Here is a 19,758-nt window from a genome sequence, read left to right on the forward strand (position 1 = left end):
TAAAGCGGCATCCTCCATTCCATAGCGGCGATTTTTACCCCGGCGCTTGTCCGGTAGCGATGACAAGCACTGGCGGAAAGAACCGACTAGAGTCTCAAAGCCACCTGGCTTTTTCAACGGCTCTGGCGCTCCTGGGTTTCTTGGATGTCATTACGATACAGGGATGCTGGGGACTTGAACAGGTTTTCGCCAAAATGAGAATTGCTGGAGGGGGTTGACTTTTGCCCCTGGCTTTGCTATTATATTAAATGATTGATACATTTTTAAACAAGTTAAAAATAGAAAAATTTCAATTATATAAAAGTATGATATCATTAGTTCCGGTGGCTGTCAATCCTTGGGGCGGCTTGGCGTGAACAATTTTTAAAAATTGCTTAAAAAATCAACAAAGACATCAGAGGATAAATCAACATTTGTAAACAAAATACACAAATTTTGTCTGGTACAGATAAAATAAATATTAAGAGATTATTAGCAGTAGCTTTTATCGTCAGAGGTGCAGCAAATTAAGACATCTGAATCAGTCGAAACTCAACTAAGCGATCGCCGGAGGCTGTTTCATAACTTGTGTGATGAAAAAGGAGATCCTCAACATGAAAGAAACAGAAATCCTAGAGCGATATCTTAGGGGAGAAAGAGATTTTCGTGGACTCGATTTAACCGCAGCCAACTTGATTGGTGCTAAATTAATCGCGGCTAACCTGTCGGGTTCTAATTTAAAAGAAGCATCCTTAGCTCGCGCTTACCTAGAACGATGCTTTATGTTAGAAGCCAACCTGAATGGGGCTTTTTTGTATGGTACTAACCTTAATTATGCGAAACTGCGAGATAGCTGCTTAATTGAAGCTGATTTAACTAAAGCAGACTTGAGCGGCGCGCAACTTCATAAAGCTAACTTAATGGGAGCAAAACTCAGCGGCGCGGTGATGTCTTGGGTGACACTTTATCGCGCTAATTTACCTGGTGTGAATCTCTGTGGCGCTAATCTTAATGGGATTAATTTGCGATCGGCTAACTTAGAAAAAGCTAACCTAAATTGGGCTAATTTGACGGGAGCGCGACTGAGTGGGGCTAACTTGCGAGGAGCGCAATTAAACGGGGTTAAACTGGAAAAAGCCTTTCTGAATGGCTTAACTTTGGAAGCGATCGACTTTAGTAGTTTAGAACTGAGTGAAATTAAACTCAGTGGCGCTAAAATGGCATGTGCTAACCTACAGGGGACTAATCTCAAAGATTCGCAAATGCGGTTTATTCGCTTGGATGAAGCCAACCTACAACAGGCTAACCTACAAGGTAGTAATATTCGCGGGGGTCAGTTTATTAAGGCTAATTTGATGAAGGCTGACCTGGAAGAGTGCGACTTGAGAAATGCGGATTTGAGCAATACTAACCTTAATTTGGCTAACTTGCGAGGTGCTGACCTCACGGGGGCTAACCTTCGGGGTGCTTACCTTTGGGGTGCTAATTTGGATGGTGCTAACCTTGAAAATGCTGACCTGCGCGATGCTAGTTTCCGCCATGCTACTCTCAATGGCGCTATGCTACAAGATGCTATCCTCACTGGTGCAATTATGCCAGATGGTCGCATTAGATAATCGGACTCCCCCCCTCTCCCAGGGGGGGTTGCTTTTTGGTTTTACCTGTGCTACCCCGGAAAGGGTGGGGCGGGTTTATTAATATCCGGGTGGGGACGGAAAATTGACAGCCGGAGAGAGGGCGGGTTTATTAACATAGTCGTAGGGATGGAAAATTGACAGCAGAACCCGCCCCTACAATTATCGGGGGTGGGGCGGGTTTATTAACATAGTCGTAGGGATGGAAAATTGACAGCAGAACCCGCCCCTACAATTATTAATTATCGGGGGTGGGGCGGGTTTATTAACATAGTCGTAGGGATGGAAAATTGACAGCAGAACCCGCCCCTACAATTCTATATAATGGTAATTATACGAAAAACCAAAAAGTTACAAGAGTAACCATTATCTAGGATGGTGTCAAGATTATATCATTAGTTCCGGTGGCTGTGAAGGATTGAGGCGGATTCTGGTGAGCCAATTTTTGAAAATTGATTAAAAAATCAACCTATGATAGTGGTCAGACCTGGAAAAACTGTGCAGGTGATAGTATAACAGAGAGAAAGGTGCGAGACGTTCAGGCATGAAATAGGGATGAGATACCCGAAATAGCTGCCTGGTGGAGATTTCAGCCCCTTGGTTGAATACAAGAGGCTTGCCTCTGACCATCTCCATAACTGTTTATATGTCCCAACGTTTGGTATAGAAATATACAAAACAAGGCAGGGAACCCAAGGTCAAAACGAACTAACTCATACAAATTCCTTATAGGAAGCCCATAAATGGATAAGTAAAGTTAGGAAATTAGGGTAACGGCGATAGCCACCCCCAGTTTTGGGAATCACAACCTCAGGATTGAAGCGGGGAACGGAAGGCTCCGAGGTGTAACCCAACACCAGAACCGAGACCACTGCCAACCATCCATGATTAGGGAAACCGAATGTCCGGCTTGAACCATCGTCACTGTTAAGTAGCGAAATAGGTTGACACGCTGCGCTCAAAAGAGCAAGGGGAAGAGTAGGAGGATTCTTTCATTTACCTACACAGACCTTTAAAAGTACCCCGGTGGAGAGGACAAATCTAAAGATGGAATGCCCATATAAACGGAACGTTTTAAGTCCTCCTGGACTCTAACTATCTGGTCGAGGTAGTTAGTAGGGATAAGTGTAACCGCAAGTCCTAGAGGATGTGAGATGTGACCAAAAGCCAACGTCCTGCCGTAATGGCAGGGATATGCTAACAGGTCACGGTTTGATTGTAAGAATAGAGTCTAGTAGGTGTACAAATGGCGATAGCGAGTTCAAAGAAAGGATTTGAGAAATCAAAACCAATCAAGACTACGAACAACGCATGGAAGACAATCCCGTGGACTAAGGTTCAACGGAAAGTATTCAAGCTCCAAAAGAGTATATTTCAAGCAGCTAAATCGGGACAAGATGCAAAAGCCAGAAGGTGGCAACGTCTATTGGTGAAATCATACTATGCCCGGCTCTTAGCAGTGCGGCTGTAGGGGCGGGTTCCACGGTCAGCCATGCTTCCCAACAGTCAGCTTAATAAACCCGCCCCCCCAAGCGGGTCAAGGCAAGAAAACAGCCGGAGTTGATGGAGTAAGAGCAATCTCTTCAAGACAAAGGTTCGAGCTTGTTAAGAACATTAAGGGAAATCTCAAATCAAAACCACTGCGACGGGTGTGGATACCAAAACCTGGCAGGGATGATAAAAGCTGGAATAGGAATACCCACAATCCAAGATAGAGCAAGGCAAGCCTTGGTCAAGTCGGCTCTCGAACCTGAATGGGAATCGAGATTTGAAGGTACAAGCTACGGGTTCCGTCCCGGACGGTCCGCCCATGACGCAATTGGCAGAATTTATACTGCCATAAATCAAGGACAATATTATGTTCTCGATGCCGATATAGCAAAATGCTCTTACCGTGAACCATGATTACCTACTGTCCAAAATTCATTGTCCAAGCCGCCTAAAAAGAGACCTGAAACAATGGCTCAAAGCGGGAGTGCTAGATAAAGGTGTATTTGAGGATACAGAAACAGGGACACCCCAGGGAGGGGTAATAAGTCCAATACTCGCCAACATCGCACTGTTGGGTATGGAAAGGCTAGTTAAAGAAATGTATCCTAATAAAGGAACAGCCACACAAGCCAACCTAATACGATACGCCGATGATTTCGTGGTTATCTCAAAAGACCTAGGAATCATTGAACAGTGCAAAACTGCTATTTCTGAATGACTAAAGCCTGTTGGATTAGAGATTAAACCTGAAAAAAACTCGAATCTGCCATACACTCAAATCTATTGAGTATAATGGCAAAGCAGAGAAACCCGGATTTGATTTCTTAGGTTTCAATATTAGGCAATATCCTGTAGGAAAATATAGAACTGGGAAAATCCAACATGGGAAACCATTAGGACACAAAACACATATAAAACCCAGCCAAAAAGCAGTTGCCCACACAGAAGTGATAAAAGGTTTAATTAAACAATTTAAAACTGCACCTCAATCAGCCCTGATTAACAAACTAAACCCAATTATTAGGGGATGGTCAAACTATTACTCAGCGGTAGTCTCAACAGAGACATTCACCAAACTAGATAAGACAATCTGGCAAATGTTACGGGCATGGACAGTATCAAGATGCGGAAAGGGAAGTCACGAAAAGCTAAGAAATTATTTCAGACATGGAACAATTAAACTTAGCAATGGGAAAGAAAGACACGAAAATTGGATGTTCCAAACCAAAGATGGGTTACATCTATTCAAACACAACTGGACTCCAATTGTCAGACATACCTTAATACGCCCTGACGCAACACCATACGACGGAAATTGGACCTACTGGGCAACCAGGAAGGGACGAGCAATCGATACGCCAAATAGGGTAGCAAAACTACTCAAAAAGCAAAAAGGTAGATGTACCTGGTGTGGGCAATACTTTACCCCATCAGACTTAATTGAAGTAGACCACGTTGTACCTAGAAGCCAAGGCGGAAAGGATGAATACAAGAATCTTCAAATATTACATCGCCACACCCGCGACAATAAAACAGCTCTTGATGAAAGAGATGTTGCTGTACTCTTAACAAAGAGACGGTCAAACTAGGAGCCGTATGAGGTGAAAATCTCATGTACGGTTCTGCTGCTGAATGGGAGGGGTAGACCGTGAGGTCTATCTCGACCCCTAATATTTCCCGCTGCGGTGCTGAGGTAAAAACCTAACCGTAAGAAGGGAGTCTTGTATCTGCTATGATGCTTGAATAGCCCAGGGACTCTGGGTGATAATGCCTGTGGAGGTATCGGAACGGGGCAACAATGTTGGGAGGCTTAGGCCACTTGTACCAACGAACTGCTAGGGAAGACCAAGGAAACAGGAATGCCTTATCGCGAGCATGATTTAATCTCAAATTAGGTTAACATTTTACGGCAATACAGTATAATACCAAGTATGGTGCGAGACCTTAGGGTATGAAATAGAGCTGAAATGGGCGAAATAACTACCCGGTGAGGACTTCAACCCCTTGGTTGATTGGGTCGCATCCCTGACCATCCCATAACACAGCCTGATTTTTTAGCCAACCTTCGAGACTGCCAATMTGKCCMKTCMGGTGCAKCGTCTAATCAGGTCTMAGACTGCCCGCGCCATGCTGACATGGGCGCATTATCGATTCAAACTAACCCTGAGACATCAAGCGGAAATAACTGAACAGTTGTAGATGTGACCTAAGAATACACCAGCAAAACCTGTACTCACTGTGGTCATGTCCATTCCCAGCTAGGTGGCTCAAAAGTGTTCCGATGTCCGGAGTGCGGGTTCACTCTACCACGGGACTGGAACGGTGCTTTTGGAATCTTTCTAAAAGCTTTGCGGGATACCGCCTCTGTTACCTTAACGGGTAATAGTGCTATCGTCGCATTGTCCGGGAACAACCCGAAAAATGTCGCGTAAATGTATCAGGTAGGGAAGCCCTCATCGTAATCTTGGATTCGATGACGGGAGGGTGTAGCGCGTAAATTGGTTATATTATAGACCTGGGCTTCCGGAAGGCGAATCTAGGGTGTATAAAATAGCGAGGGGAGGTTTTGATCTCCTCGTTGCGAAACCTTATCAACCAAGTTATCCGTGTGAGGAGAGAGAGAGTGTCGAAACGATCATTAAATCTTTGGCTGCTCAGTCCAGCAGTATTGGGAGCTAGTCTATTAGCCTCTCTACCTGCGGTGGCGGAAATTTCGGCTACTGAGACAGGAGAAACAGAATTAACGACAAACAACGCTATCACGATCGCATCTATCGAGGATGTGACAGCAGACTTACCGCAGCAACTAGCTCAAGTTCCAGTGAACCCCCATGCTGGCGGTGCATTTTCCCAGGCTAACTCAGTCGTGGGCAAAGCGTACCAAGAAATTCCCCTCGCTGACCTAGATGCTCCCAACGCCAATGGGAATACCCTAAATCAGCTCAATCAATACGGTCGAGAAGGACAAAGCCGGAGACAGTCTCAGGTGACTTCAGTTTCCCAGTTGTCGGACGTACAGCCTACAGATTGGGCATTCCAAGCACTCCAGTCCTTGGTTGAGCGCTATGGTTGTATTGCAGGTTATCCAGATGGGACATTCCGAGGAAACCGTGCCTTAACCCGTTTTGAATTTGCAGCGGGGGTTAACGCCTGTTTGGAAAGGGTTAACGAATTAATTAACGCCGCCACAGCGGACCTAGTGACTCGGGAAGACCTGGCAAAAATGCAGCGACTGATGGAAGAGTTCGCGGCGGAATTAGCCAGCATTCGCGGACGGGTAACGGTGTTAGAAGCTCGTACTGCGGAATTAGAAGCTAACCAATTCTCCACGACAACCAAGCTGCATGGGGAAGTCGTCTTTTGGCCGGGTGATAGCTTTGGCGATCGCGCTAGACATAACGTGGCTGGAGGTCCCTTTAGCCGCCGCAATAGTGACCCGACCCAAACCTATCTTGGCTATCGAGTTCGCTTAGACTTCGATACTAGCTTCACCGGGCGGGATCTGTTAAAAACCCGTTTACAGGTTTACGACAATCCGAACCTGAGCGACTTCGACCTAACCAATAGCCTGATGGCTCGGACTCCCTTTGATGGGACTTCCAACGGGGTAGAGCTGGATGATTTATACTACCGTTTCCCAGCTTTCAATAACCGGGCGCAAATCTTTATCGGTGCTAACAGCCTCGATTTAGATGACACCATGGAAGTTCTCACCCCCTTTAATAGTGACGGTACGGGTTCAATTTCCATGTTTGGACAGCGCAACCCGGCGATTTTCCGAGGTCCAGAAGGAGCCGGGCTAGGGGCTAACTTTGCCTTTGGCGATCGAGACCGTTACCGATTGAATCTGAGTTATTTAGCTGGTAACGCATCGGATGCTACTGCTGGTAATGGCTTATTTAACGGTAGTAATACAGCATCGGCTCAGTTTGTGTTTGAACCGACGGAAAAACTGGGATTTGCGGTAGAATATGCCCGCAAGTATTTCACTAACGGCGGTGTAGAGGTAGCTGGCGGGACTGGTAGCTGGATTGCCGATCGCCCCTTTGGTGATAACGCCACCACCAGTGATAACCTAGGTTTGCAATTTAATTGGCGGCTGGCTAACAGCTTCCAGTTAGGGGGTTGGTTCGGTGCTACCTGGGCTAACCAACAGAATAATGGCAGTGATAGCGCGACTATTCTCAACTGGGCGGTAACTCTTGGTTTCCCCGATTTACTCCGAGAAGGCGACACAGGCGCATTAATTGTGGGAATGCCTCCTAAAGTTACGAACCATGACAGACCAAGCCTAGAAAATAGTGATACTTCGCTGCACATTGAAGCCTTCTATCACTTCCCCTTCAGCGAGTATATTTCGATTACTCCGGGAGGATACTTTATCACCAATCCTGGTCATAACGATCGCAATGCGACCATTTTCGTGGGAACCCTGAGAACGACATTCCAGTTCTAAGCCCGGTTCCATTCAGATGTTAGCGCCTTGAGTTTTGAGCGACCCCATATCGGTTCTCAAAACTCATTTTTTTGTTATATCTTAGGGAAAAGTTAGCCAACAAAAAGGAGATCCAATCGAAACCATACACGGAAACCTGCAAGGTCTCAAACCGAGTCAGCTTAAACAACTGCAACGCCTGTACCATCAAAAACTCCCAGGCGATCGCATTACCACTTCAGAATTTGCCCAGCGACTAGCGGGGGTAAGTACAGACATCAAGGAGCCCGTCTGCGCCTATATAAACCGCCGTGGGCAGGTGATTAGGGTGGGAGTAGGCACTGTCAGTCAGACCCGCATTCCTGCCCTAGAATTGCCCCGCTACGGTAACGGTCGCCTCAGTGGTATTCGGTGTATAGCCACCCAGTTAAAATCTGATCTACCTAGGGAGTCAGTCTTAACGGCCATGGCTATGCAACGGTTAGATGTTTTGGCAATTTTGACCCTGACCGGAAGCGGGTTTGAACGTCGAGGGGGGGGTGGCACAGGTTATGTGAAAGAAGCCTATCTCGCCCATTTGTTACCCCAAGGGGAAGGGGAAAACCAGACCCAACTTGATAGTCCTCTGGCTCCAGTACCCTATTATGTTTCATCCCCCATGAGTCTTGATGTTCTCTCTAACCAAGATTTCCTGGATTTGGTAGATGGACTAGAAGCGGAATTTCAGCGGGAATTTGTCGCCCTTGATGTCAACTCTGACCAAGATAGGGTGCTATTGGTGGGGGTACAAACTGACAAAATTTCCACCCAGAGATTTGAAGAAGGGTTAGCCGAATTAGCCCGCCTGGTGGATACTGCGGGGGGTATTGTCCTGCAAACTCTGCGCCAAAAGCGATCGCGTCCCCATCCCCAAACCGTAGTCGGAGAGGGAAAAACTCAGGAAATTGCCCTGGCGGCGCAAACTCTGGGGGCGACGTTAATTGTTTTCGATCGCAGTTTATCTCCCGCGCAAGTCCGTAATTTGGAAACCCGCATTGGAGTCCGAGTAGTCGATCGCACGGAAGTTATCTTAGATATTTTCGCCCAACGCGCCCAGTCTGGGGCGGGAAAATTACAGGTTGAACTGGCGCAGCTAGAATACAGTCTACCGCGTCTCACGGGAAGGGGTCAGGCTATGTCTCGGTTAGGTGGCGGTATTGGTACTCGTGGACCTGGGGAAACTAAACTAGAAACGGAAAGACGAGCCATTCAGCGGCGCATCGCCCGCCTTCAGCAGGAGGTTAACCAACTACAGGCCCATCGTGCCCGTCTCCGCCAACGTCGCCAACGCCAGGAGGTTCCTACATTGGCTATTGTGGGCTATACGAATGCGGGTAAGTCTACTTTGCTTAATGTTCTCACGGCTTCGGAAATTTACGCGGCTGACCAATTGTTTGCTACTCTCGACCCGACTAGCCGCCGCCTAACTATCCCGGATGCGGTGACGGAAGAACCCCAAAATATTGTAATTACTGATACGGTGGGGTTTATTCATGAATTACCCCCGGCTTTAATTGATGCTTTTCGGGCTACTTTAGAGGAGGTGACTGATGCTGATGTGCTGCTGCATTTGGTAGATTTATCTCACCCGGCTTGGCAGGCACAAATTCAATCGGTGATGGAGATTTTAACTCAAATGCCGATTACTCCGGGTCCGGCTTTATTGGCTTTTAATAAAATCGATTCTGTGGATGGGGAAACTCTCCGTTTTGCCCAGGAAGAATACCCCCAAGCTGTGTTTATTTCTGCTGCTAATGCGCTGGGTTTGGAAACTCTCCGCCTCCGAATGGCACAGTTGATTGATTATGCGATCGCTAATCAATAAGTCGATTTCCTCAATAGGCGATCGCCTATTGTGGTAAAATGGGGGGGCTTTCTAGTCAATTACTTATGACCATTGGGCGATCGCTTTGTCGGGTAGCGATTTATGGGGGAATATGTTTTGGGGCTTCCGTCTTATTGCCGGGGTTGACCCTCMCGGTCCCTTTTTTATCGACTGACAAAGGTCAAGACATCTTGACCAAAGTGGGCGAAATGATTAGCAGTGTGACGGCGGGTAACACGGCTAATGCTATTGATAATTTTGACCCAAGCGGTTCTGATCACGTTCGGTTAGAGAATCATGAATGAAATTATTTTTTGGGTGGAATGTGATGCAGAAGAAGGATATGTAGCTCAAGCATTAGGAGAATCAATTATCACTCAAGCTGATAATTTAGATAGGCTCAAATTAGAAGTTAGAGACGCGGTGCGTTGCCATTTTCCCGATGAGGAATTGCATCCCCGTATGATTCGACTGGTTACGGAGGATGGGATGACGCGATGAAACTCAAAGATGAATTACAAGAAAGACGAGATGAAATTTTAGCGGTTGCACAACAGCATGGGGCGTTCAATGTGCGGATATTTGGGTCGGTGGCGAGGGGGGAAGAACACGAGGATAGTGATATTAATTTTTTGGTGGAAATGAACAGTAATTGCAGTTTATTGGATAGAATTGCCTTAATCCAAGATTTAGAGGACTTGTTAAACCGAAAAGTTGATGTCACGACGGTTAAAAACTTACGGGAGTATTTTAGAGAACGGATTATCAATCAGGCGATTCCGCTATGACAGATGATGAAATATATTTACAAGATATTTACGATCGCATCTGTCGGATTGAGACTTATTCTGAGGGAGGGAAAATAGAATTTATGCAATCTCTTTTGATTCAGGATGGGGTGATTCGTAGTTTTGAAGTGATTGGAGAAGCCGTTAAGCGACTTTCTCCAGAGTTGAGGCAAAGTTATCCAGAGATTCCTTGGCGCAGAATGGCGGGATGGCGAGATGTGCTGATTCACGACTACGACGATATTAATTTAGAAGAAGTTTGGAATGTTGTTGAACAGAATTTACCCGAATTGAAACAAAAAATATTAGTAATCTTATCGGCACTTAATCATGAAAATTAAAGAAGAATTGCAACAAAGACGAGATGAAATTTTAGCGGTTGCACAACAACATTGGGCGTTCAATGTGCGGATATTTGGGTCGGTGGCGAGGGGGGAAGAACACGAGGATAGTGATATTGATTTTTTGGTGGAAATGAACAGTAATTGCAGTTTATTGGATAGAATTGCCTTAATCCAAGATTTAGAGGACTTGTTAAACCGAAAAGTTGATGTCACGACGGTTAAAGGTTTACGGGATTATTTGAGAGAACGGATTATCAATCAGGCGATGAGTTGGTCAGATTTGGGCAATCATTGAATGATGAAAATGGACGGCATATCATGGAACTAGAAGCTGCTATACGTCGGATTAATGCTTTTCAGAAAAGGTTTAAGGAGCCTCACCTTTTTTTGGCTTATCATGCGGCGTTACCTTTGGCGATAACTCCCGATTTGCTGTATCAGATTTGGGCGAATTTTCGGCGGGATATTCAGGGGGAATTTATCGAGATTCCTTGGATGGCGGTTTCGGATTTAATTCTATCGAGTTTGTGTGAGGAGGTGGGGCATGAATTGTATGAAATGGATGCGACAGTCCGCCAAGAATTGTTAGACCAGTTGAAAGCTAATCCTCGATTTACAGAGAAACGCCTGAAGGAAGTGGCGTGTTTTTTATTGCAGTATGTGAAGCGAGATTTAGACAGTCAGGATAGTTATGACCGGGAGTTTGCCCAGTCGCAAAGTTGGGCGGCTTGGGCTTATGCCGAACCTCAGAAATCAGTGGAGTTATTGGCGGCGGCTTTCCGGCGGGCGTATGAAGAAAACCCCAGGGATTTAATGAGGCTTTCGACGCTGACGGAGATGATTTATCAACCGATTCCAGAGTTTAAGCGCCTGCGATTTTTTGCCAGGGCAATGGGGCATTATCGACGCAAGAAGTTTGAAGAAGCAAAGGCAGAAATTGCCCAGTTACCGAATGAGGGCGGGGTGGTTTCTGTGAGTGACAAGATTAAGATTCCCATTCCCCGCGAGTTGTTACCTATCATCAAGACGGTTGAGGATGAAGAAATCGCTGTGTTGATACAAGTTATTCAAAATACTCAGTCTGAATATACCCGGAGGAAGGCGATCGCCACTTTAAGAAAAATCGCCACTTTAAGAAAAATTGACCCCGGAAATCCTAATCTGTGATTACTACCCAGAAACTGGGTTTATTGTCCGGTTTAGTCACAGATAAAAATTAGGGTGGTGGTCTCACCATTGGCGCGGCGACTAATGATTAAGCGTCCATTCAGGATATCCTCATCATGGATTTGATAAATTCTTAAATCCGTAACCTCTGGACTATCAAAGGCGATCGCCAATTTTAGGGGTGCTGTTTCGTAATCATTCCCCCCCAAAGGATTCAGGAACCTTTCCAAAACCCTTTCCAGGATATCATAAACATCTTCAAACTCTTTGACAATATTGCCGGGTTCCCCTTCCGGGCGGCGATAAAGTAGCTGCCAGCCACGCCGCCAGCCTAATTCATTGGGTTCAAAAAACCTAGGTCCTACAAACTTCCTAAGATGGTCGAATCCTACCTTTTCTAGGTCAACTTCTGGCTCCAGGATATCATAAAAAACCCCGGAATCTACGATTTTTCCATAGGAACTACCATAGAGTTCCATTAAATCACTGACGTATTTAGGCGGTTGAGGAGATGTACTCATTTTGGCGGATAACTAGGATTGAGTGCAAGCTACAGGTGAGATTTTAACTCTCAGTCTGATTATATCACCCGGAAAATACGGAGATGAATCCTCAAGTTGGTTAAACAAAAGATGGAATTTGGGTTAAATTATGTTAGAATAGGGTGGCATAATCCGTCACGCCCTAGATACAGCCTATCAATACAAAAAATATGGTTCTCTCAACGCTAAAATGGAGTTTAGACGATTATCATCACATGATTAAAACGGGGTTGCTGGTAGGTCGTCCCGTGGAATTACTAGCCGGAGAAATTGTCGAAATGTCCCCAGAAGGTGAATCCCATGCCTTTTTTAGTCGCGCGGCTGGATCTTATCTTACTCGTATTTTAGGCGATCGCGCTCTAGTCAGTCCAGCCAAACCCATTACCCTCCTCAACGACTCGGAACCGGAACCGGATATCGCTATTGTCGCGCCTCTGGGTCGAGAATATCTGAGTCATCACCCCTACCCGGAAAATATTTTCTGGGTGATTGAATATGCAAACAGCAGCCTACAGAAAGATAAAACAGTGAAATATCATCTCTATGCTGAGGCTGGTATCCCGGAATATTGGCTGGTGAATTTACAAACGGGGGAGTTAATTATTAACCGGGAACCGAGGGGACGGGAATATGGTTCTAAAATAACCCTGACTTCTGGAGAAGTTTCGCCCCTGGCTTTTCCTGATCTTACCATTCCGGTGGCGGCGATAATTTCAGCGGTTATATAACCAGCTATTCCGGCTAGGATTTTATTGATGGGGTAAAATCTGCCTAATGAAACTGGCGGCGTAACAGTAGGGAATTGGTGACTACACTCACCGAACTAAAAGCCATAAAAGCGGCTGCTACCGCCGGACTGAGAACTATGCCAAAACCTGGTAGGAGGACACCGGCCGCCATGGGTAAACCGATGGTATTATAAGCAAAAGCCCAGAAGAGGTTTTGGCGAATTTTATTGAATGTTTGTTGACTCAAGCGAATAGACTCCACCACGTCCATGAGTGCGTCTCCTATGAGTACAATATCAGCAGTTTCGATCGCCACATCAGTTCCGCTTCCCAAAGCGATCGCCACATCAGCCTGAGCCAAAGCCGGAGCATCATTAATGCCGTCTCCCACCATAGCCACCCGGTGTCCCTGCTGTTGGTAAGAAGCGATCGCCTTAGCTTTATCTTCCGGTCGCACTTCTGCCCGCACAGACTCAGGAGATAATTCTAACTCAGAAGCGATCGCCTCGGCTACCGAAAAGCGATCGCCTGTGAGTAAAACTACATTTAACCCCATTTGTTGGAGTCGTTCCACCGTCATTTTAGCATCAGACTTGAGGCGATCGCAAATACCAATCACCCCCACCAACTCCTCAGCCACAGTCACATAGACCACCGTTTGTCCTGGTGGAATTATCGATAACACCGACTCCCCTAAAGTCACCCCGCAGCGGATCAAACCTTCTGCACTACCCACCCAAATTCTCTCTCCATCGACCATAGCAGCCGCACCAAGCCCCGTCTGAGTCACAAAACCCTCGGCATCTATGGTAGGCAGGTTACGCCCTTCTACGGCTCTACAGATGGCGGTAGCGATCGGGTGATGGGTTCCCTGTTCGACCGCCGCCGCCAATTGTAAAATCCGGTCATCACTAAAGCCGTGAGACAAACTGACGCAGGTAGTCACCTGGGGAGAAGCGGTCGTCAAAGTTCCGGTCTTATCAAAAACCACAGTATCCAATTGGTGAACCCTCTCCAAGATATCACCACCTTTAATCAATAAACCCCGTTCCGCACCGATAGCAGAACCCACTAAAATGGCGGTGGGGGTAGCCAGTCCCAAAGCACAGGGACAAGCAATCACCAAAACAGCGATCGCCAATTTTAGACTCAATAGCAAAGGCGCATCAACCGCCAAATTCACCCCTCCCGAGGTCATCACCTCCGGCCAAATATAAGTGCCAATTGTGTACCAAAAAATCAGAGTCAGCGCCGCCAAACCCATGACCAGATAAGTAAAATATCCCGCCACCTTATCCGCCAAAAATTGAATGGGCGCTTTCCGAGTTTGAGCAGTTTCTACCAAACTAATAATTTGGGAAACCGTAGTTTCTTCTCCGGTGCGAGTCGTGGCAATTATCAACGCCCCCGACTGGTTTAAAGTTCCCGCACAAACCATCAAATCCGGTTGTTTAGTCACCGGGAAAGACTCTCCGGTTAGCATCGACTCATCGACCGTACTACTCCCCATAATCACCCTACCATCAACGGGGATTTTATCACCCGGAAAAACCTTAACCAAATCCCCCACCCGCACCTGTTCAGCCGGAACCTCCACCGTCGGAGATGACCAGGCGATCGCCGAATTTTCCTGAGTGGTTTCCTGCAGTTGTGTTGACAGAATCACCTGAGCCGTTGTCGGTTGCAAAGCCCACAAAGACTCAAAAGCCTGAGCCGCCCTAAATCTCGCTTGTTGTTCGAGGGTTTTTCCCAGTAAAATAAACCCCAACAGCATCACAGGTTCATCAAAAAAACATTGCCAACCCAACCGGGGAAATAACAGAGCCACCAAACTCGCAGTATAGGCGCTAATAGTACCCAGTCCCACGAGGGTATTCATATTAGGAGCATTTCGCGCCAGACTACGCACCCCATCCACTATAAGCGATCGACCGGGAAACATTAAAGCTAAAGTTGCTAATCCCCAGTGAAACCAAATATTACTCACTACCGGAATCGGTCCCCAACCCATTTGATGAAAGTGACCAATTCCCGACAGAAAAATCAGCACACCACAAATAACCACCCGCCCAATTTGGTCGCGCATTTCTTGGCGGTGACGTTCCTTAAAAGTTAGCTTTTGGTTAGCAGCAGACCCATAACGCAGTTGACTATTAAATCCCGTTTCTGTTAGAATATCAGCTAGTTTTTGTGGATCGACTGTACCGGGTTCACATTCAACCGTCGCCACTTCTGTGGCTAAATTAACCCGGACAGCAATCACCCCTGGCTGCTGGTTTAATTGGCGTTCTACCGCCATCACACAACCAGCACATTTCATTCCCCCAACATCCAAAATAATCGTCTGGGTAGGTAGGGTAGTTGAGGTTAACTGCTGCTCTGATATAGTTTGGGAATTTAATTGCATAGAATGGATACCTTAGATATCAGCCAATGATGGATATTTGGGGAGAAACAGCCCCCAGAACAGTGACGACAGAAACATTTGCGGGAATTTGTGAAATTGATCTCCAAATAATTGATAATTGTTCACTGTCAACCATCAACTTTCAATTGTCAACTATTAACCCCCCATGTCTACAACCATCGCCTTAATCGCCCATGACAGCCAACGGGAGCAACTGGTCAGCTTTGTAGAAGAGAATACTGTGGCTTTGTCCTTCTACGAACTAATCGCCCCAGAAAGAACCGCCCAATACCTCCTACAGGGAACCGGAGTAGAGGTGCAGGTGCTATCGTCTCTCCATCACGGAGGAGATATTGAACTAGCCTATCGCATCCTACAGGAAACGGAAATCGCGGCTGTAATTTTCTTCCTCGATCCTGGTTTTAACTTATCCTCCCCAGAAATTCAAGTATTGATTCGCGCTTGTAACCTGCAAAATGTACCGCTCGCCACCAACCGCGCTACTGCTAGGGCTATGTTAAGCGGTCTCACCCGCAGTCGGTCGGCTCATCTGATTTTTAACCCGGTTTCGGGGACGGGGAACTCTCAACAGGACCTGGTTTTAATTCGAAAATTGTTAGAACCACATATTTATCTCAAGGTATCCTTCACGACTCCTACCATTAGCGCCCAACAGTTGGCTCAGGAAGCGGTTGATTCCGGGGTGGATATGGTTATTGCTTCTGGAGGGGATGGGACGGTCTCAGCGGTGGCTGGTGCGGTGATGGGAACAGATATCTCTCTGGGTATCATTCCGCGCGGAACAGCTAATGCTTTTTGTATGGCTATGGGGATTCCTGGGAATATTCGGGGGGCTTGTAATAATATTATCGCTGGGGTAACTCGCACGGTTGACATGGCTACTTGTAACGATCGCCCTATGATTCTATTGGCTGGAATTGGTTATGAAGCCGAAACCATTGATAAGGCTGATCGAGAAACTAAGCAGCGTTGGGGGGCTCTGGCTTATATAATGGCGGGATTACAACAACTCGATGAACAAGTCCTTTTTGACACGGAAATTGAGATTGATGGAACTACCAGTCGGGTTCGTTCGGGTGCTGTGACTGTTGCTAATGCGGCTCCCCCTACGTCAATTTTGGCTCAAGGTTTGGGAGAGGTTATCCCTAATGATGGGAAGTTAGAGGTGTTGATTTTTGCTACTAACGAAAACGAAAATCAGAAATTTACTAAGGTTAGGGCGATCGCTGGTATGGTAGAACTGTTTGGGTCGGCTTTGCTGAAAACTGGAACCCAGCGGGATAATATGATTGGGTTACGCGCCAGTAACGTTAAGGTGAAAACTGAACCCCCTCAAAAAGTTGTCCTAGATGGTGAAATTATCGGCACCACACCCCTGGAAATTAAATGTATTCCCAACGGTTTAAAGATTCTCGCGCCGACGGTGATTCCTCAAACCAATAACCAGGAACCAGAAACTTTAGCAGAGGCTGATAGTTAACAGTTTTCCCCCTCGTCGGCTTCCTTCTCAGAGGGGGAAGGGTTTAAGGGTTGCGGTTATGATCAGCCTCGGTTTTTTCTGATGCGGAATTATCGGAGCTGTCGGAGGTATGATTATCCGGTGGGGGTGAGATTTCATCAATGGCGGTTAAACTATCGGTTCCGGTGTCGTCAGAGTTTCCCGACTCTAACAGTTCCGCAATGGTATAATCAGTCTCGGTTTTTTCTGATGCGGAATTATCGGAGCTGTCGGAGGTATGATTATCCGGTGGGGGTGAGATTTCATCAATGGCGGTTAAACTATCGGTTCCGGTGTCGTCAGAGTCTCCCGACTCTAACAGTTCCGCAATGGTCTGATCAGCATCTGATGTGGTTTCAGTTTCCGACTGATAAATTTGGATTTGTTCCAAACGGGGACCGACGACTAAAACTACTTTAAATTGGATATTTTTGTAGGTGAAGACTTCGCCAACGGCGGGGATTTTTTGCAGGTAATAGGTGAGAAAACCCCCCAAAGTTTGATACTCCTCATTGAGGGGTAAATCCAAATTCAACAGTTCGTTAATTTCTTCAACACTCAACTGCGCCTGTACTAAAAAGGTCTGGTCATCGACAAACTGAATATTCACATCTTCATGTTCGGCTAATTCGGAGCCATCCCCAATAATTTCGGAGATTAAATCGTTAATGGTTACCAGTCCGGCTGTACCGCCAAACTCATCTACAACAATAGCCATTTCCTGTTGCGATCGCTGCATTAGGGGTAATAATTCACTGAGTAACATTTGCTCAGAAATAAACCTAGCAGCCCGAATCCAAGTTAGGATGGGTGTCTCCTCAGAAAGCTGTCTTTCGGCTAAAGGTTTGGCTAAGTCCCGAAAATCTAAAATCCCCAAAATATCATCTAAGGATTCCCCGGTAATAGGGTAACGAGAATGATTACAAACTGCCATTTCTTCTAGGAGGTGTTGAAAGGTGKCGGTGCTAGGAAGCGAGACAATACTGGTTCGGGGAATCATAATTTCTTCAGCTAGTACATCCCCAAATTCAAACACATTATTAAGTAACTGTCTTTCCTCGGCTTCCAAACCCATAGATTCACTAGATGTAGTGATAATTAGTTGTAATTCTTCAGGGGTTACGCGGGTGTAAGGTTGTCCGGTGTAGTTAATCCCACACAGACGTAATAAAAACCGGGTAGACTGATTTAAACACCAGACAAATGGCTTAAAAAATCGAGCGATCGCCAAAGAGGAAGGAGCCAACATTCTCGCGATTTGTTCGGGATATAATAGCGCCAGAGATTTGGGAACTAATTCCCCCAGAACAATTTGCAGATAAGCCAGCATAAAAAAGGTGACAATTGGAATCGCCAGGGAATGAGCGATCGCCACTTGGAATTGGTGTAGAGGAATTTTAGTAAGTATCTGGCGAATCACCACCGCCATTGTCGATTCACCAATCCAACCTAAAGCCAGACTCGACAGAGTAATCCCAAATTGGGTAGTAGACAGCAGTAAATCGATGCGTCTTTGTAAATGTTGAACCGTGAGGGCTGGTAGATCTCCTTCATCAACTAATTGGCTAATTCGCGATCGTCTTACCGACACCATCGAAAATTCAGCCGTCACAAAAAAGGCATTAATAGCAATCAGCAAAAACACCGATAATAATCGCCCAAAAATATCTTGAGCCGTCAGTGTTAATACCGATAGGTCAGCCAAGGCACTTGTCTCGCTAAATTGACCAAAAACTATCTCCATTTCTAGCATTAAGTGCGCTTTTTATTGACCGACATCAAACCATTAAATATCTGCCAGATATCCTCTCCTTTTTTACCGAGACTTACGGGGGATACGCTGTAGCAAAGATTACTAAATTTCATATTATTGTTGATAGGGAACACCGGGAGATGTTCCCATATACAAGATGATTAACTTGTTTATTGAACAACAGGAATACCCGACATTTGTAATTGCAATTTTTGCTCTGGATAGTCAGTTAAACTGATAGCGAGTTCCTGAACATTATCTAGCAAAGCGGTAGAGATGGCAATAGTTCCAGTATAAGTTTGACTTCCTGGTGGTAGTTGACCAGGTAGAGAATCTACACTAGCACTTAAAGCTCGTCCCTGGTTATCAGTTACATTCAGGAAGCTGTAAAGAAACCGCACTGATTGATCACCTTCATTTTTGAGATTGACATTTAGCTGTAAAGAATTACTGCGGCGTTGGGTAGAGGTGATTTCCAGAGTTACACCCCCATCACGGCTAACAATAGGAAATACAACTTGGTTAGTGGTTTCCGGTTGCGCCTGATTCTCTTCTTCGGGTTTCTCCTGGGCTTGGGGTTGATCTGGGGGATCTGGATCAACACCCCCTGCTGCTATGCGTTTTTTGACTTGAGCGATAATATCTTCTTCTCTGAGTAGTTTAACTCCTTCTTGACGGGAAGATGAGTTATTAATGCGATCGGTAATGTTGCTGGGTCGCACGTCTGGCTGAGTGATTTCCTTGAGTGCATCACGACCGAGTTTATATCCTGTCGAAGAACTGAAGATACCCGCTCCAAACATCATAACCAGCAGTACAATTGTCATGATTACTGTTGAATTCAAGCTGATCTCCTGTGATACTATATATACTATGGTGCGAGACGTTTAGGAATCAAATAAGGCTGAAATGCCTGAAATAACTTCCTAGTGGGACTTTCACCCCTTGGTGAAATATAAGGAACTCATACCCTGACCATCCCACAACTGTTTATATGTCCCAAAGTTTGGTATAGAAATATACAAAACAAGGCAGGGAACTCAAGGTCAAAACGCAAAATCGGAAATCTTAACGATTCCTTAATAATTRCGAAGAGAGTAACGGCGG

At 45.9% G+C, this 19,758-nt stretch carries 17 protein-coding genes and 3 pseudogenes; 16 read left to right on the forward strand and 4 right to left on the reverse strand.

Features of this window, described 5'->3' with window-relative positions:
• Nucleotides 1-593: 593 nt before the first annotated feature.
• The 14 genes and pseudogenes from B9T16_RS13865 (at nucleotide 594) to B9T16_RS13930 (ending at nucleotide 11,702) form a co-directional block, all read left to right on the forward strand.
• Nucleotides 594-1,595 carry a pentapeptide repeat-containing protein gene (locus B9T16_RS13865; protein WP_410245038.1) on the forward strand — a complete coding sequence of 334 codons (1,002 nt, stop codon included), beginning with the start codon at nucleotides 594-596 and terminating at the stop codon, nucleotides 1,593-1,595.
• A 1,264-nt stretch (nucleotides 1,596-2,859) separates the two neighbouring features.
• Nucleotides 2,860-3,084, forward strand: coding sequence for a reverse transcriptase N-terminal domain-containing protein (locus B9T16_RS13870; RefSeq protein WP_014276364.1), 225 nt, complete (start codon nucleotides 2,860-2,862; stop codon nucleotides 3,082-3,084).
• A 21-nt stretch (nucleotides 3,085-3,105) separates the two neighbouring features.
• Nucleotides 3,106-3,328 (forward strand): annotated as a pseudogene (locus B9T16_RS13875) (HNH endonuclease).
• Complete coding sequence (locus B9T16_RS13880; RefSeq protein ID WP_014276363.1) at nucleotides 3,288-3,518, forward strand: reverse transcriptase domain-containing protein; 231 nt, start codon at nucleotides 3,288-3,290, stop codon at nucleotides 3,516-3,518. The pseudogene B9T16_RS13875 and the gene B9T16_RS13880 overlap by 41 nt, the downstream one beginning before the upstream one ends.
• Nucleotides 3,508-4,673 (forward strand): annotated as a pseudogene (locus B9T16_RS13885) (group II intron reverse transcriptase). Before B9T16_RS13880 ends, B9T16_RS13885 begins: the two are co-directional and overlap by 11 nt.
• A 489-nt stretch (nucleotides 4,674-5,162) precedes the next feature.
• Nucleotides 5,163-5,536 (forward strand): annotated as a pseudogene (locus B9T16_RS13890) (zinc ribbon domain-containing protein); the annotation flags it as partial.
• Between the two features lie 191 nt (nucleotides 5,537-5,727).
• Nucleotides 5,728-7,560, forward strand: a complete 1,833-nt coding sequence (locus B9T16_RS13895; RefSeq protein WP_006616940.1) for an iron uptake porin — start codon at nucleotides 5,728-5,730, stop codon at nucleotides 7,558-7,560.
• 307 nt (nucleotides 7,561-7,867) lie between these two features.
• On the forward strand, nucleotides 7,868-9,403 hold the full coding sequence (hflX, locus tag B9T16_RS13900; protein ID WP_006616941.1) for a GTPase HflX: 1,536 nt from the start codon (nucleotides 7,868-7,870) through the stop codon (nucleotides 9,401-9,403).
• 38 nt (nucleotides 9,404-9,441) lie between these two features.
• A complete protein-coding gene (locus B9T16_RS13905; RefSeq protein WP_410245039.1) occupies nucleotides 9,442-9,708 on the forward strand; it encodes a hypothetical protein in 267 nt (88 codons plus the stop codon).
• Entirely contained in the window at nucleotides 9,701-9,904 is a 204-nt protein-coding gene (locus B9T16_RS13910) for a hypothetical protein (RefSeq protein ID WP_014274769.1), read from the forward strand. The genes B9T16_RS13905 and B9T16_RS13910 overlap by 8 nt, the downstream gene beginning before the upstream one ends.
• Nucleotides 9,901-10,191 carry a nucleotidyltransferase family protein gene (locus B9T16_RS13915; protein WP_410245040.1) on the forward strand — a complete coding sequence of 97 codons (291 nt, stop codon included), beginning with the start codon at nucleotides 9,901-9,903 and terminating at the stop codon, nucleotides 10,189-10,191. Before B9T16_RS13910 ends, B9T16_RS13915 begins: the two co-directional genes overlap by 4 nt.
• Nucleotides 10,188-10,532, forward strand: a complete 345-nt coding sequence (locus B9T16_RS13920) for a DUF86 domain-containing protein (RefSeq protein ID WP_410245041.1) — start codon at nucleotides 10,188-10,190, stop codon at nucleotides 10,530-10,532. The genes B9T16_RS13915 and B9T16_RS13920 overlap by 4 nt, the downstream gene beginning before the upstream one ends.
• Nucleotides 10,522-10,830 carry a nucleotidyltransferase family protein gene (locus tag B9T16_RS13925; RefSeq protein WP_410245042.1) on the forward strand — a complete coding sequence of 103 codons (309 nt, stop codon included), beginning with the start codon at nucleotides 10,522-10,524 and terminating at the stop codon, nucleotides 10,828-10,830. Before B9T16_RS13920 ends, B9T16_RS13925 begins: the two co-directional genes overlap by 11 nt.
• A complete protein-coding gene (locus B9T16_RS13930; RefSeq protein ID WP_410245043.1) occupies nucleotides 10,827-11,702 on the forward strand; it encodes a hypothetical protein in 876 nt (291 codons plus the stop codon). The genes B9T16_RS13925 and B9T16_RS13930 overlap by 4 nt, the downstream gene beginning before the upstream one ends.
• A gap of 32 nt (nucleotides 11,703-11,734) precedes the next feature.
• On the opposite strand, the gene B9T16_RS13935 is transcribed toward B9T16_RS13930, so the two are convergent.
• On the reverse strand, nucleotides 11,735-12,223 hold the full coding sequence (locus B9T16_RS13935; protein ID WP_410245044.1) for a hypothetical protein: 489 nt from the start codon (nucleotides 12,221-12,223) through the stop codon (nucleotides 11,735-11,737).
• A gap of 191 nt (nucleotides 12,224-12,414) precedes the next feature.
• Here B9T16_RS13935 and B9T16_RS13940 point away from each other — a divergent pair, with 191 nt between their 5' ends.
• Nucleotides 12,415-12,972 (forward strand): Uma2 family endonuclease, encoded by a 558-nt coding sequence (locus B9T16_RS13940; protein ID WP_035736256.1) that lies wholly within the window; start codon nucleotides 12,415-12,417, stop codon nucleotides 12,970-12,972.
• A 43-nt stretch (nucleotides 12,973-13,015) separates the two neighbouring features.
• On the opposite strand, the gene B9T16_RS13945 is transcribed toward B9T16_RS13940, so the two are convergent.
• Nucleotides 13,016-15,379, reverse strand: a complete 2,364-nt coding sequence (locus B9T16_RS13945; RefSeq protein WP_410245045.1) for a heavy metal translocating P-type ATPase — start codon at nucleotides 15,377-15,379, stop codon at nucleotides 13,016-13,018.
• Nucleotides 15,380-15,545: 166 nt separating this feature from the next.
• Here B9T16_RS13945 and B9T16_RS13950 point away from each other — a divergent pair, with 166 nt between their 5' ends.
• A complete protein-coding gene (locus B9T16_RS13950) occupies nucleotides 15,546-16,880 on the forward strand; it encodes a methylglyoxal synthase (protein ID WP_410245046.1) in 1,335 nt (444 codons plus the stop codon).
• Nucleotides 16,881-16,923: 43 nt separating this feature from the next.
• Here the strand turns inward: B9T16_RS13950 and B9T16_RS13955 are convergent, their stop codons facing one another.
• Nucleotides 16,924-18,651 (reverse strand): CNNM domain-containing protein, encoded by a 1,728-nt coding sequence (locus tag B9T16_RS13955; protein WP_410245047.1) that lies wholly within the window; start codon nucleotides 18,649-18,651, stop codon nucleotides 16,924-16,926.
• Between the two features lie 170 nt (nucleotides 18,652-18,821).
• On the reverse strand, nucleotides 18,822-19,478 hold the full coding sequence (locus B9T16_RS13960) for a hypothetical protein (protein ID WP_410245048.1): 657 nt from the start codon (nucleotides 19,476-19,478) through the stop codon (nucleotides 18,822-18,824).
• Nucleotides 19,479-19,758 lie beyond the last annotated feature (280 nt).

The sequence above is a fragment of the Arthrospira sp. PCC 8006 genome, assembly GCF_046480465.1.
Lineage (GTDB): Bacteria > Cyanobacteriota > Cyanobacteriia > Cyanobacteriales > Microcoleaceae > Limnospira > Limnospira platensis.

What these genes read in the sequence shown, in the direction of transcription:
- B9T16_RS13865 (WP_410245038.1), top strand. Translation starts at nt 594, where the DNA reads ATGAAAGAAACAGAAATCCTAGAGCGATATCTTAGGGGAGAAAGAGAT.
- B9T16_RS13870 (WP_014276364.1), top strand. Translation starts at nt 2,860, where the DNA reads ATGGCGATAGCGAGTTCAAAGAAAGGATTTGAGAAATCAAAACCAATC.
- B9T16_RS13880 (WP_014276363.1), top strand. Translation starts at nt 3,288, where the DNA reads ATGATAAAAGCTGGAATAGGAATACCCACAATCCAAGATAGAGCAAGG.
- B9T16_RS13910 (WP_014274769.1), top strand. Translation starts at nt 9,701, where the DNA reads ATGAATGAAATTATTTTTTGGGTGGAATGTGATGCAGAAGAAGGATAT.
- B9T16_RS13915 (WP_410245040.1), top strand. Translation starts at nt 9,901, where the DNA reads ATGAAACTCAAAGATGAATTACAAGAAAGACGAGATGAAATTTTAGCG.
- B9T16_RS13920 (WP_410245041.1), top strand. Translation starts at nt 10,188, where the DNA reads ATGACAGATGATGAAATATATTTACAAGATATTTACGATCGCATCTGT.
- B9T16_RS13925 (WP_410245042.1), top strand. Translation starts at nt 10,522, where the DNA reads ATGAAAATTAAAGAAGAATTGCAACAAAGACGAGATGAAATTTTAGCG.
- B9T16_RS13935 (WP_410245044.1), bottom strand. Translation starts at nt 12,223, where the DNA reads ATGAGTACATCTCCTCAACCGCCTAAATACGTCAGTGATTTAATGGAA.
- B9T16_RS13940 (WP_035736256.1), top strand. Translation starts at nt 12,415, where the DNA reads ATGGTTCTCTCAACGCTAAAATGGAGTTTAGACGATTATCATCACATG.
- B9T16_RS13945 (WP_410245045.1), bottom strand. Translation starts at nt 15,379, where the DNA reads ATGCAATTAAATTCCCAAACTATATCAGAGCAGCAGTTAACCTCAACT.
- B9T16_RS13950 (WP_410245046.1), top strand. Translation starts at nt 15,546, where the DNA reads ATGTCTACAACCATCGCCTTAATCGCCCATGACAGCCAACGGGAGCAA.
- B9T16_RS13960 (WP_410245048.1), bottom strand. Translation starts at nt 19,478, where the DNA reads ATGACAATTGTACTGCTGGTTATGATGTTTGGAGCGGGTATCTTCAGT.